This is a genomic window from Pseudomonas sp. 15C, assembly GCF_055484735.1.
The window spans coordinates 96219-108326 of record NZ_JBUDGD010000016.1 but is presented as its reverse complement, the minus strand read 5'-3'; the positions used below and the strand labels follow the sequence as shown (position 1 = coordinate 108326).

At 62.1% G+C, this 12108-nt stretch carries 9 protein-coding genes; 2 read left to right on the top strand and 7 right to left on the bottom strand.

What is annotated here, in order from left to right; all coding sequences use genetic code 11:
- Positions 1-383: 383 nt before the first annotated feature.
- The 4 genes from ACYYKW_RS11425 to ACYYKW_RS11410 form a co-directional block, all read right to left on the bottom strand.
- Entirely contained in the window at positions 384-2558 is a 2175-nt protein-coding gene (locus tag ACYYKW_RS11425; protein WP_464990151.1) for an autotransporter outer membrane beta-barrel domain-containing protein, read from the bottom strand.
- Positions 2559-2764: 206 nt separating this feature from the next.
- Positions 2765-5719, bottom strand: a complete 2955-nt coding sequence (locus ACYYKW_RS11420) for an autotransporter outer membrane beta-barrel domain-containing protein (protein WP_464990150.1) — start codon at positions 5717-5719, stop codon at positions 2765-2767.
- Between the two features lie 137 nt (positions 5720-5856).
- Complete coding sequence (locus ACYYKW_RS11415; protein ID WP_090287688.1) at positions 5857-6693, bottom strand: amino acid ABC transporter permease; 837 nt, start codon at positions 6691-6693, stop codon at positions 5857-5859.
- Positions 6690-7511, bottom strand: coding sequence for an ABC transporter substrate-binding protein (locus tag ACYYKW_RS11410; protein ID WP_464990149.1), 822 nt, complete (start codon positions 7509-7511; stop codon positions 6690-6692). The genes ACYYKW_RS11415 and ACYYKW_RS11410 overlap by 4 nt, the downstream gene beginning before the upstream one ends.
- Before the next feature lie 114 nt (positions 7512-7625).
- Here ACYYKW_RS11410 and ACYYKW_RS11405 point away from each other — a divergent pair, with 114 nt between their 5' ends.
- Complete coding sequence (locus ACYYKW_RS11405) at positions 7626-8528, top strand: homocysteine S-methyltransferase family protein (protein ID WP_464990148.1); 903 nt, start codon at positions 7626-7628, stop codon at positions 8526-8528.
- A gap of 121 nt (positions 8529-8649) precedes the next feature.
- Here ACYYKW_RS11405 and ACYYKW_RS11400 read toward each other — a convergent pair whose 3' ends face one another.
- Genes ACYYKW_RS11400 through ACYYKW_RS11390 form a run of 3 tightly spaced genes read right to left on the bottom strand, consistent with a single transcriptional unit; the run spans position 8650 to position 10414 of the window.
- Positions 8650-9321, bottom strand: coding sequence for a GNAT family N-acetyltransferase (locus ACYYKW_RS11400; protein WP_093096727.1), 672 nt, complete (start codon positions 9319-9321; stop codon positions 8650-8652).
- Positions 9322-9333: 12 nt separating this feature from the next.
- Entirely contained in the window at positions 9334-9780 is a 447-nt protein-coding gene (locus ACYYKW_RS11395) for a GNAT family N-acetyltransferase (RefSeq protein ID WP_093096730.1), read from the bottom strand.
- 10 nt (positions 9781-9790) lie between these two features.
- Positions 9791-10414, bottom strand: coding sequence for an FMN-binding negative transcriptional regulator (locus tag ACYYKW_RS11390; RefSeq protein WP_093096734.1), 624 nt, complete (start codon positions 10412-10414; stop codon positions 9791-9793).
- A 91-nt stretch (positions 10415-10505) separates the two neighbouring features.
- Between ACYYKW_RS11390 and pdxR the strand changes: the two genes are divergently transcribed.
- Positions 10506-12059: a MocR-like pyridoxine biosynthesis transcription factor PdxR gene (gene pdxR, locus ACYYKW_RS11385; protein WP_464990147.1), complete on the top strand. Its 1554-nt coding sequence runs from the start codon at positions 10506-10508 to the stop codon at positions 12057-12059.
- Positions 12060-12108 lie beyond the last annotated feature (49 nt).

Here is a 12108-nt window from a genome sequence, read left to right as displayed (position 1 = left end):
TTGCTTCGCTGCACCTCCTTCCGCTGTGTCTGGCTGCGCCAGACGGTCGCTGCGCTCCCACGCCCGGATCAATCCCTCCGCTCAGCCTTCCGATGTCGCCGGTTAGGCAAGATCAAGATCAAGAGCACTCGAGCTGGCGCTCATTGTTGAGTGGTGAAGAGCGGTTGTTCGACTTGGAATTTGTAGTGGACTTCCCCTCACCCCAGCCCTCTCCCGAGGGAGAGGGAGCCGATTTTGGTTGGATTTGGCATTTGCGTTCGACTCGGTATCGCAGGTCGGCGTATCTCTTACATCCGCCACAATCAGTTCCCTCTCCCTTCGGGAGAGGGCTAGGGTGAGGGGCTTTTACTGAATCACTGACTACAGGCTAACAACTCACCTAATCAAAACGCCATCCGCCACTGTCCCATCACGCCATGAGTCCGGCTGTCATTGCCTGCTTCGGCTGTGAGGCCGAAGCCGACGGTGTGGTTGGCGGAGAGGCCGAGGTCGAGTCCGGCGTCGATGGACAGGCTATTGCGGTCCAGTGCGGCGCCGGCGACTTCGAAGCGTTTTCCGCCTTCGATCAGTTGTTGGTGCGTGTGGTTGTCGATTTCGCCGAAGGTGTGTTTCCAGCCGGCGCTGAAGCGCGGGGTCAGGCGCATGCCGTTGTCCAGTCGTGTGGTGTGGGCGGCGCGCAGGCCGAAGGTGCTGCTGAGGTTGCCGCGGGTTTGTTCGAAGACTTCGAGGGCTGCGTCGCCGCCTTTCTCGCGGTAGCTGTCGCGCTGGTAGCGTTGATAGCCGAGGCTGGCGAAGGGTTCGAGGGTAGCGTTGTGGCGGCCGAAGTTGTAGCCGAGTTCGGCGAAGGCTTGCTGGGTGTTGGCGTTGTAGTTTCCCTGCAGGCGGTCGCTGAAGCCGTTGAAGGCGACGCGGCGTTTGCTGCTGCCTTCGTGGCTGGCCCAGGTTGCGCCGAGGCGCAGGGCCATCGGGCCGTCCTGGCGTACGGCGTAGGCGCCGAGGTGCCAGCTGTCGAGGTCGCCGTCGTATTGGCGGGCGTCGAGTCGGGTTTGCGATTTGCCGCCGAGCAGGCCGACATGCCATTGCTCATCGAGCCGCCAGTCGGCGCCCAGGACCAGACCGTGGGTAGCGTGCTTGAGGGTGCTGTCGACATCGCGATCGACCTTGCCGCCATGGCCGAGTGCCTGAATCCATACCCGGCCGGTGTCGGCAGCAGTGGATGCCTGGCGAGGCGAGTTGGCCGATGTGTACGTCCTGTCCGAGTGGTTGCTCAACTGCTGCATCGCTGAAAGCATGCTGGCGCTCACGGGCGTAATGCTGCTGAGGGTGGCTTTGGCGAGGTTGGCGTTGCTGCCAGCGGCAAGTTGTTCGAGGGCGATGGGGGCGGTGGTCTTGTCGCTGGACAGGAGTGCGGCGACTGCAGTGTTTGCCGGTTTCATCGATACAGGCGCGGGCTGTTCGGCGGCCAGCTCTGCTTGTGCAATGACGGTTTGTTCCTGCTCAGGGGCTGATGCAGGTGCGGCGGCGAGTGCAGATGGCGGCGCCAAGGTTGGAACGGGTTCCACCGGCGGTGGCTTTGGCGTTGATGTTGGTATCGCTGATGGAGATGGCGCGACAGGCTCGATAATGCTCTCGGCGACCGCGCGGCCGGCGTCAGTCGTAGCCACCTCTTCCAGCGCCACGTCATTCCGGGCATAGGTGAGCCCGACCGATTTCTTGTTGTATTGAGGTGTAGCGGTCATGAACGCAAGGTTGTTGCGAATGGTGCCGAATTCACCTTCCACCGCGCCTGCTTCGATGATCTTGTACTGGCTGCTCTGCGGATACTCCCCCTCTGCGGCGACGATATTTAAAGTGGCGCCGGCGAGCGCGGCAGTGCCATCGACCTTGATCGTTTGACTGCCAGAAGGCGTGACCTCATACGCCAGCTCGGCGGTTGGCGCCAGGCGCAGATCGCCTTTGACCCGCGGCGCCCCCAGCGATCCGTTGACGGTGAGCAGGCCGCCGATATGCAGATTGGCCACCGCGCCTTTGCCAGCAAAGCTCCCGCCGTTATCGACATACACGTCGCCTTTGATACTTCCGAGGTTGGTCAGGGCTGTGCCACCTTGAACCAGCACACCTTCCTTGAAGTCTCCCTTGGAATTCGACGTCCAGTCGCCCTTGGCAACGACCAGCCCGTTGAAGTTGCGTGTGTCTTTCAATGCACCGCCGTCGGTGGCATCAAGAAACAGGACGTTGTCGCCCTCGCCACCGTCCAGTCGGCCGGTGAAGCTGGCACCGTCCTTGAGGCTGATCAGATCGTTGACCGCAGTGCCCTTGAAGGTTTTCTGCGCGGTTTCGAAAACGATGGGCACCGTTCCCGGATCACTGAGAAAGCTCTGAAGTCGTTCAGCAGCCTTCTCCTTGGCGCTGGCTTCGGTTGGCTGCGGTGCCGCGATGGTTGCAAACGGTTCAGCGGCTTCAGAGGGTTGCTCGGCGTTGGCAAACTCTACGCAACCGAGGGCCAGGGAAATGGCCAGCGCCAAGTGTTCTGGTTTACATCCGTGTTGAGTACGCATCAAGGAAAGCCTTTTCCAGAGAGTGAAGACTCAACTCTATGGAGGCCCTCAAAAGTCCGCTGTCGGCTGCTTCTCGTATATGTGCAGGCGACGTCGGAGCGTATCGGATGAAAAAGTCCGGCAGTTTCGACACCGGACCTTTTTTACGCGGCTTACTGGGCGCTTTTTCCTACAGCCAGGCCGGGCTGCCGTGGCGGTCGAGGTGCTTAAAAGCTCATCTGCCACTGCCCGATCAGCCCGTGGTTGCGGCTGTTGCTGCCGATCTCGCCGCTGTAACCCAGGCCAAGCGAGTGCCGTGCCGAGACTCCGACATCAAGTCCGGCTTCCAACATCAGACTGTCGCGATCCAGCGCGCTGCCCTCGACATTGAACGCCGTGCCACCGGTTACAAACGCCTGGCGCGTCGAGCTGCTGACATCGCCATAGGTGTGTTTCCAGCCGAGGGCCAGGCGTGGGGTGACGCTCATGCCGTTGTCCAGGCTGCTCAAGTGCGCCAGCCGCAAGCCGAGAGTGCTGCTGAAATTGTCCTGGGTCTGGCTGTCGATTTGCAGCGCCGCGGCGCCGCCTTTTTCCTGATAGCGGTCGCGGTGGTAGCGCTGGTAACCGAGGCTGGCAAACGGTTCGGCGCTGAGCCGGCCGCTGCCCATGGCGTAGCCGAGTTCGGCGAAGGCTTGTTGGCTGTCGGCGTCGTAGTCGCCTTTCGGACGATCGCTGAAACCGTTGAAAACGATGCTGCGCTGGCTGTCGCCTTGGTGAGCGCTGTACGCAGCGCCGAGGCGCAGGGCGAGCGGGCCGTTCTGATGCAGCGCATAAACCCCGGCGTGCCAGCTGTCGACCTCGCCATCGACGCCGCTGGCATCCAGATCGGTCTGCGAGTAACCGCCGAGAACGCCCACGCGCCAGGCCGGGTTCAGCGCCCAGTCGGCACCGAGCAAGCTGCCCTGGGTGCGTTGCTCCAGACCACTGCTGCCATGTTCGCCATCAAGCTTGCCGTAGCCACCGATACCTTGCAGCCAGAGGCGGCCGCGAGCGTTCGGGTCATTGAGATTGCGTGCCGCCGCCGGCACGCCACTGGCGGCCAGCACCGGCGTGTCGCGCTGATCGAGACCGACCAGCAAACCCGGCCCGGCCGTTTGCTGCATCGCTGCGAGCATGCTGCTGCCGACCTGACTGCTGGCACTGAGCGTGGCGCTGGTCAGGTTGGCATTGCTGGTCCCGGCCAGTTGTTCGATTGCCGCACCGGCGCTGTTTTGAGTGGTGTTGAGCAAGGCGTTGTATAGCGCATTGTTTTTGCCGATCGAGGCCAGGCTGTTGGCGGCATTGTTGCCGTTGGCAGTCGTGGCGAACTCGTTGAATGCTATGTCGTTGCGGGTGTAGGTCAGGTCGACCTGAGTCGCGGTGTAAGCGAGGGTTGGCGTCAGGAATGCGTAGTCGCTGGTGACCTGGCCGAACGTGCCGTTGACTTGTGCCGCTTGCAGCACCGTGTAGTGGCTCTGCCAAGGGTAGCTGCCGCTGCCGGGATTCACCGCGAGCGTCGCGCCATTGAGGTTGGCGACACCGCCGACCACCACCGGCGCGCTGCTGCCGTCGGCGTTGACGCCGTAGGCGAGGGTGGCAGCTTTGCCCATGGTCAAATCGTGAACAATGGTCGCACGGCCCAGGCGGGTGTCGGTGCGCAGGGTGCCGTTGACGTTGAGGCTGCCCACCGAGCCGCCCCCGGCATACACGCCGCCGGCATCGACAGTCAGGGTGCCAGCGATGCCGCCGTGGTTGATCAGGGTGGCGCCATTGCGAACTACGCCGCCATCGCTGAAGTCACCGCTGCCGTTCAGCGTCCAGGCACCTTGGCGGACCTCCAGCCACTCGAAGTTGCGGCTGGCGCCGAAATCGCCACCGAGCGCATCGTCCATGACCACCTGATCGGTGCCGCTGCCGCCATCGACGATGCCGATGAAGCGGCTGCCGTTGCGCAGCGTCAGGCGGTCATCGCCACCGCCCAGGTCCAGCGCCAGGCCGTTGCTGCCGCTGATAGTGCCGTTGTTGATTACGCTGTCGGCGAACTCGCCGACGAACTTCACGCCAAAACCGTTCAGGCCTTCGATGCGGCCGAAGTTTTCCAGCGTGGTCGCGGCCAGCCCCGAATTGCCGCTGCCGTCGTCGACCAGAATCGCGCTGTCGGCGCCGCTGATCAGCGCGCCGCGGGCGTTGAGAATGTAGCCGCCACCCAGGGCGATACCTTCGCTGCCATTGGCGAAGCCGGCCTTGTCCACGCCACCGGCGCCGACGCCTTGAATGGTGCCGTAGTTTTCGATGTGGGCGAGGTTGTCGATGTCCACGCCATCGCCGTCGCCGTTCTCTTGCAGGCCCGAATACGCGCCGGTGATGGTGCCGTGGTTGATCACCGTGCCATCGCCGTCGGAGCCAAACCCGGAACCGTTGCGCCCGGTGATCTGACCGTAGTTGATCAAGGTCGCGCCGAGGTCGGTGGTTATGCCGTGACGACCGCCGGAAATTACCCCGTAGTTGCTGATCGACACGCCGCTGGCGGTGTCGATGTCGACGCCGTCGAACTTCTGATCGGCGTTGTGCGAATCGCCCGTGGAGATCTCACCGTAATTGGTGAGGCTGGCGTTGGCGCCGGTCTTCACGCCGTCGCTGGCCTCGCCGCGAACTAGCCCGCCGGCGCGATTGATGATTGTAGTCTTCACCGCGTCGCTGCGCAGCGCGTCAAGATCCAGGCCCTGGCCGGTGGTCGAACGAATCACCCCGCTGTTGTCGATCAACAGGCTGCCGCTGACGAAGTTGCTGTCGATGCGCAACGCATCGTTGGCCCCCAGAATCTGCCCGCCACTGCGGTTGTAGATCGCGTAATTGCGCGCCTTGCTCTCATCGCCACTGCTGTCGATGGCCCGGCCACCGCTGGAAATGATCTTGCCGGCGTTATCGATCACCACACCGGCACCGCTGGTGCTGTCTTTCAGGCTCACGGCCTTGCCGCTGTTGGTGATACTGCCCGGCGCCGAAATCGTCAGCGTGTCGCTGCCGCCCAAGGTTTGCGAGGCGGTGGTGGCGGTGTTGATCTGCACGGTTTTACCGTGAGCAGTGGTGGCGGTGATCAGCAGGGCAATAGCGAGAGACAGGCGCTGTGGCGGAAACGGCATGAAGAGACGGCCTTTTTCTTATGGACGGGCCGTCCTGTATAGCGAGGGGTTTTTACAGAATGATGTCGGAGGCGATCTGCATTATTTTGCGCGGCGTCTAAGCTGGCGACGTCATGATCTGCATTTTGTTTACTGTTTCAACTACGTCGCACGTACGCCTTGCCGTAATGCCGTTCCATCTTCGCCTGAATCAGCTCCAGCCCGATCGACATCAGCCAATAGATGATCGCCGCGGTGGTGAGCATTTCGATATAGCGATAGCTCGAGCGGCCGTACGACTGGGCGAGGAACATCACTTCCCAGACGCCCATCACCGAGATCAGTGACGAGTCCTTGAGCATCGAAATGAACTGATTCGTGGTCGGCGGAATGATGGTGCGCATGGCCTGGGGCAGGGTGATGCGCCAGAAGATCACCGTTTCACGCATACCCAGTGCCAGCGATGCTTCGCGTTGGCCGTGATCGACGCCGAGAATGCCGGCGCGAAAGATCTCGCTGAGGTAGGCGCCATAGTTCAGTGACAGGGCGATGATGCCCGCGACAATCGCACCGGGGACGAGGCCCAGTTGCGGCAGGCCGAGGTAGATCAGCAGGATCTGGATCAGCAGCGGTGTGCCGCGAAAGAACGAGGTGTAGAAACTGGCGATGCCGAACGCCACGGCACTGCTCGACAGGCGCGCCAGTGCCGTGACGAAGCCCAGCAGCGACGAGGCGACAATCGAGCACAAACACAGAAACAGCGTCAGCGCCGCCCCTTGCAGAAAGCCGTTGGGCGCCAGATGCAAGCCGACGAGGTTGGGCAGCTTGTCGAGGATGATCGAGAACTTCAGATCGAAGCTCAGGAAGAATCCGGCGAACAGGCAGAACAGCGCAGCCCATGTCAGGTACAGCCGTGTGCGAAAACCGAACAGGCGCTGCAAGCGGGATTCAACTACCGGTTGCGGTGGCTGTGGCGGTGTCTGGAAAGAAGTCATTGACTGATATCGGCGCCGATCCATTTTTGCGACAACTGGCTCAGGGTGCCGTCCTGCTTGAGCTGCGCGAACACCTCACGGACTTTCGCGTCCCACTGCGCGTCGCCCTTTTCGATGGCCACCGAATTCGGCTCGGAGTACAACGCCGCGCCGGCCAGCTTGAAGCGTTTGTCCTGATTCAGGCGTGGCTGCGCGGTGACCAGGTTGGTGAGGATTGCATCAAGACGCACGCCGGCGCCGAGCCCCAGATCCTGAAACGCGACGTTGTCGGTGTCGTACGGGGCGATCTGCACATCCTCGAACGGATACTGCAGCTGCGTGTCTTCGGCACCTTCGATGACCAGGTTCTTGTTCAGATAGCTTTCGTAACTGGAGGCGCTGGTCAGGCCGACTTTCTTGCCGCTCAGGTCCTTGGCCCCGTGAATGCGATCATCCTTGGCGTTGACCACGATCACCGCCGGCGAGGCGTAATACTCGACCGGAAAATCGAAGACTTCGGCGCGGGCCTTGCTCGGTGTCATCGAGCAGATGCAGATGTCGTAACGCCCGCTCCAGCGTCCGGCTGCAATGATATCCCAGGATGGCGTCTCCAGGCGCAGTTTCACGCCCAGTTTGTCGGCGACGGCTTTGGCGACATCGACGTCGAAACCGTCGAGCTGGTTCTGATCATTGAGAAACGAGAACGGTGGGTAGCTTTCCATCAGCACGCTGACCAGTTCTTTGTTCTGCTCGATGCGATCCAGCGTGGCGCCGGCAAAAACCTGTGTCGAAGCGGCGAGCAGGGTCAGGCCCAGAGCCAGTAATGGTTGCAGTTTCACGGGCGATCCCTGAGCAAAAAAAGAGGTTGTCATTAACCGAATGGTGAGCATTAAATAGTTATAACAAAGACTCTGGTAGTGAGTTTTTTTCATAAGCATATGAGTGAAAAGCATATGGGCGCAGCAAGCACAGTGATTCTCGATGGCGGCATGGGCCGTGAGTTGCAGCGCGCCGGGGCGCCGTTTCGTCAGCCAGAGTGGTCAGCGCTGGCGTTGAGCGAAGCACCGCAGGCGGTCGAGGCGGTGCATGCCGCGTACATCGCCAGTGGCGCCAACGTGATCACCACCAACAGCTACGCCGTGGTGCCGTTCCATATCGGCGAAGCACGCTTCGCCGCTGAAGGCCAGGCGCTGGCGGCATTGGCCGGCGAGCTGGCGCAACGCGCGGTACAAGCCTCGGGTCAGTCCGTGCGCGTGGCGGGTTCATTGCCGCCGCTGTTTGGCTCCTATCGCCCGGATCTGTTCGAGGCGTCGCGAGTCAGCGAGTTGCTGACGCCATTGGTTCAGGGCCTGACGCCGCACGTGAATCTGTGGCTGGCGGAAACCCAGAGCTCGACCGTCGAAGCCCGAGCCATCCACGCCGGATTACCGAAGGATGGCAAGGCGTTCTGGCTGTCGTTTACCTTGAAAGATGAAGACACCGATGAAGTGCCGCGCCTGCGTTCCGGTGAGCCGGTCGCTGAAGCGGCGGCGGTGGCGGCTGAACTGGGTGTGGAGACGCTGCTGTTCAATTGCAGCCAGCCGGAAGTCATCGGCGCAGCGATTGACGCGGCGCGAGCGACCTTCGAGCGTCTCGGGGTGAGCATCCATATCGGCGCCTACGCCAATGCGTTTCCGCCACAGCCCAAGGAAGCCACGGCCAACGATGGGCTCGACCCGTTGCGCGAAGACCTCGACCCGCCGGGATACTTGCAGTGGGCGCGGGATTGGCAGCAGCGCGGCGCCAGTCATCTGGGCGGTTGCTGCGGCATTGGCCCGGAGCACATCGCGGTGCTGGCGCAGCAACTGCGTCGTTGAGCCATACCCGGCCAATTGTAGGAGCGAGCCTGCTCGCGAAAGCGTTGGGTCAGTCGATGCAAAGATGACTGATCCGCCGTCTTCGCGAGCAGGCTCGCTCCCACAGGGGCGTCTGTGAAGACTAGGTTCGGCACTCGGCCAGACCTTTGACCTGACCGGTCGGCGTCTGATTGTCATCGCTCAACCAGCGTTCGAAGCCTGCGCCAATCGCCGGCCACTCCGAATCCAGGATCGAATACCACGCGGTGTCGCGGTTCTGGCCTTTGACCACCATGTGCTGACGGAACACCCCTTCGAAGCTGAAACCCAAACGCTCGGCGGCGTATCTGGAGCGGGCGTTGCCGTTGTTGCATTTCCATTCGAGACGGCGATAACCGAGCTCAAAGGCATATTGGCCCAGCAGATACACCGCCTCGGTGCTTTTCGGCGAGCGCTGCATCGGCGCACCGAACGTGACGTGACCGATTTCGATGCGACCCTGCGCCGGGACAATCGACATCAGGCTGAGAATGCCCTGCACCTGACCGGTTGCCCGATCGACAACGCTGAAAAAATACGGGTCGCTGTTGGCCGCGTGATTGTTCAGCCAGTCATTGAATGCACCACGCTCGGGAAACGGGCCGTACGGCAAATAATCCCAGAGTTTCGGGTCGGCACCGGGGCCTTCGAGGGCGGCGTACAGCTCATCGGCATGCCGCGCCGGGTCAAGTTTTTCCAGGCGGATGAAGCGGCCTTCCAGCAGGGTGGCGGTGGGGGCGGGGACGCCTTTCCAGTCAGCGAGTGAAGCGGTCATGTGCGCGTCTCCTTAAAGGGCTTTGCGAAACTGGATAAGGCCCGGGCGTTCGGCGATCCGTTCGTAGAGCTGGATCGCCGTGGCGTTGGTTTCGTGGGTCAACCAATGGACTTTGCCACAGCCGTCGACCTTGGCGGTGGCGTAGACGTGTTCGATCAGCAGCCGGCCGACGCCACTGCCACGGGTTTCAGGAACCACCAGCAAATCCTGCAGGTAGCAGGCGTTTTCTATGCTCCAGTTCGAACGGTGATAGATGTAATGCACCATGCCCACCGCCTTGCCGTCGGCCCAGGCCAACGCGGCATGGGTGGGCTCGCTGGGCTCGAGAAAGCGCTGCCAGGTACTGTGCGTCACGCTGTCCGCCAGTTCGGTGTTGTAGAAACGCAGGTACGCCTGCCACAACGGCAGCCACGCAGCATGGTCAGCGGCGCTGACCGGGCGAATGTCGATCTGACTCATGGTGATTTCCTTAACGCATCAAGCGGGCGAGGGTTTGATCGTTGACGTCCGGGCTGGCGGCGAGGCCGTCGCGCACCCCGGCAACGTCTTCGGCACTGCGGTTCTGGCTGAGCTTGCGTTTGCCTTCGAGGCGTTCGATCGGAATGGCAAAACCGACGATGGCCTTGAGCATGCCGTCAATATAATCGGCAGGCGCGTCGGCGACGGCCCAGGGTTGCGCCTGCCCGGCTTCGTGGCGGTCGGTGAGGGTGCTGACGATGTCGAGCAGGCGCCCGCCATCGCTGAAGGTCTCGGCATGCCCGTAGGCGTGGACGGCGATGTAATTCCAGGTCGGCACGACTTTGCCGTGCTCGGCCTTGCTCGGGTAGAAGCCCGGGCTGACGTAGGCGTCGGCGCCGGCAAAGATCAACATGGCTTCGGCACCGTCGCGCAAGTCTTTCCACTGCGGGTTGGCCTTGGCCAGATGCCCGTACAGCGTGCCGTATTCGCCTTGTTCGCGATGCAGCAGCACCGGCACGTGGCTGGCCTGCAGGCCGTTTTCGCCATGGCTGACGAGAATGGCGAGGCGGGTGGCGAGGATCAATTCGTGCAATTGGGACAGTTCTTCGATGGCAAAGGCGCGGGGTGTATACATGACAGAATTTCCTTGGCGAATGCCCGCATCCTAGGCAGGCTATTGGTCTGTTGTAAGAGCCATTGCTGACCAATTTAATAGGTCCATTGTCATGCCTGATTCAGCGCTGTTGTCCATGCCGTTCAATCCGGCCGGTATCGAACTCGATCGCCGTCTGGGTCTAAGCCGCCAGCTTTACCAGGCGCTGCGCCTGCGGGTTCTGGATGGACGCCTGGGGAGCGGCACGCGGTTGCCGGCCAGTCGTGATCTGGCGGCAGCGCTGGGGATTTCCCGCAACAGCGTGGTGCGGGCTTATGATCAGCTCTATGCCGAAGGGTTTATCGAAGGGCGCGTGGGCGACGGTACTTACGTTGCGCAATTAGTGCCGGCAGCGGCGCTGGCGAAAAAACTATCCACAAAACTGTCCACAGGGTTTTCAACAGGCTTACCCACAGCCTTATCCACAAATTGGCTGGATTTGCCTGTGGTTTCATCCAATAAAGTTATCCACAGTGGCGGTTTTTTGCGCATTGAAGGCAACCATTTGCCGCGACCGCCGAGTGGTCCGCCCCGGGCATTTCGGGTCGGCGTTCCGGCATTTGATCTATTCCCGTTTGACGTGTGGGCCAAGCTGAATGCGGCTTTCTGGCGCAAGCCGGACCTGGAACAGTTGTGCTACGGCGATCCTTCCGGCGATCAGCGTCTGCGCGCGATGATCGCTGCGTACCTGCGCAGCTCGCGCGGTATGCAGTGCTCGGCTGAACAAATTGTGATCACCAGCGGTGCACAACAGGGCATCAGCCTTTGTGCACAGTTGCTGGTGGAGCCTGGGGACAGTGTCGCGATCGAAAATCCGGGTTACCGCGCCGCCGGTCACGCCTTCGCCGTGGCGGGCGCTCATTTGCAGGGCATCGCGGTGGACGCCGAGGGCATGGATTGCTCGGCGTTATCCGCCAGCGGCGACTGCCGCGTCGCTTACGTAACGCCCTCCCACCAGTACCCGACCGGCGTGGTGATGAGCCTGGCGCGGCGCCTGGAATTGCTGGCGTGGGCCGAGCGCAGCCAAGGCTGGATCGTCGAGGACGACTACGATGGTGAGTACCGTTACACCGGGGCGCCGCTGGCACCGTTGGCAGCACTCGATCGCCAGGGGCGCGTGCTTTATGTCGGCACGTTCGGCAAGGTCGCGTTCCCGGCATTGCGTCTCGGTTATCTGGTGTTGCCGCCGGCATTGGTAGATGGCTTCTCGCAACGCCGCGCAGTGGACGTCCGGCACTCCGAAGTCAGCACTCAAGCGGTGATGGCCGAGTTCATGGCCGCCGGGCATTTCCAGCGGCACATCCGGCGCATGCGCCGGGCCGCACTGAGCCGCCGCAATACGCTGCTCGACGGTTGGCCGCGTGAGATTGAAGGCGTGGGCGAATTGCCCGCCGTCTCGGCCGGGCTGCATTTGACCGTGGTCGTCGATAGCCTCGAACGCGAGCGGCAACTGATTGAACAGGCCGCCCGCGTCGAGGTGGAAATCAATGGCTTGAGCGGTTACTGGCTCCCGGACTCCAGCACCCCGGCGGATCAGCGCGCCGGGCTGGTGCTGGGTTTTGCCGCTGTGCCGGAACCTGCGATCAAAGCGGCGCTGACCCGCTTGCGGCAGGCGTGGCGGGCTTAGAAAACAACGCGCGGGGACAAGAAAGACCCGCGTCGGCGGGTCATTTATT

What these genes read in the sequence shown, in the direction of transcription:
- ACYYKW_RS11425 (WP_464990151.1), bottom strand. Translation starts at nt 2,558, where the DNA reads ATGCGTACTCAACACGGATGTAAACCAGAACACTTGGCGCTGGCCATT.
- ACYYKW_RS11420 (WP_464990150.1), bottom strand. Translation starts at nt 5,719, where the DNA reads ATGCCGTTTCCGCCACAGCGCCTGTCTCTCGCTATTGCCCTGCTGATC.
- ACYYKW_RS11415 (WP_090287688.1), bottom strand. Translation starts at nt 6,693, where the DNA reads ATGACTTCTTTCCAGACACCGCCACAGCCACCGCAACCGGTAGTTGAA.
- ACYYKW_RS11405 (WP_464990148.1), top strand. Translation starts at nt 7,626, where the DNA reads ATGGGCGCAGCAAGCACAGTGATTCTCGATGGCGGCATGGGCCGTGAG.
- ACYYKW_RS11400 (WP_093096727.1), bottom strand. Translation starts at nt 9,321, where the DNA reads ATGACCGCTTCACTCGCTGACTGGAAAGGCGTCCCCGCCCCCACCGCC.
- ACYYKW_RS11395 (WP_093096730.1), bottom strand. Translation starts at nt 9,780, where the DNA reads ATGAGTCAGATCGACATTCGCCCGGTCAGCGCCGCTGACCATGCTGCG.
- ACYYKW_RS11390 (WP_093096734.1), bottom strand. Translation starts at nt 10,414, where the DNA reads ATGTATACACCCCGCGCCTTTGCCATCGAAGAACTGTCCCAATTGCAC.
- pdxR (WP_464990147.1), top strand. Translation starts at nt 10,506, where the DNA reads ATGCCTGATTCAGCGCTGTTGTCCATGCCGTTCAATCCGGCCGGTATC.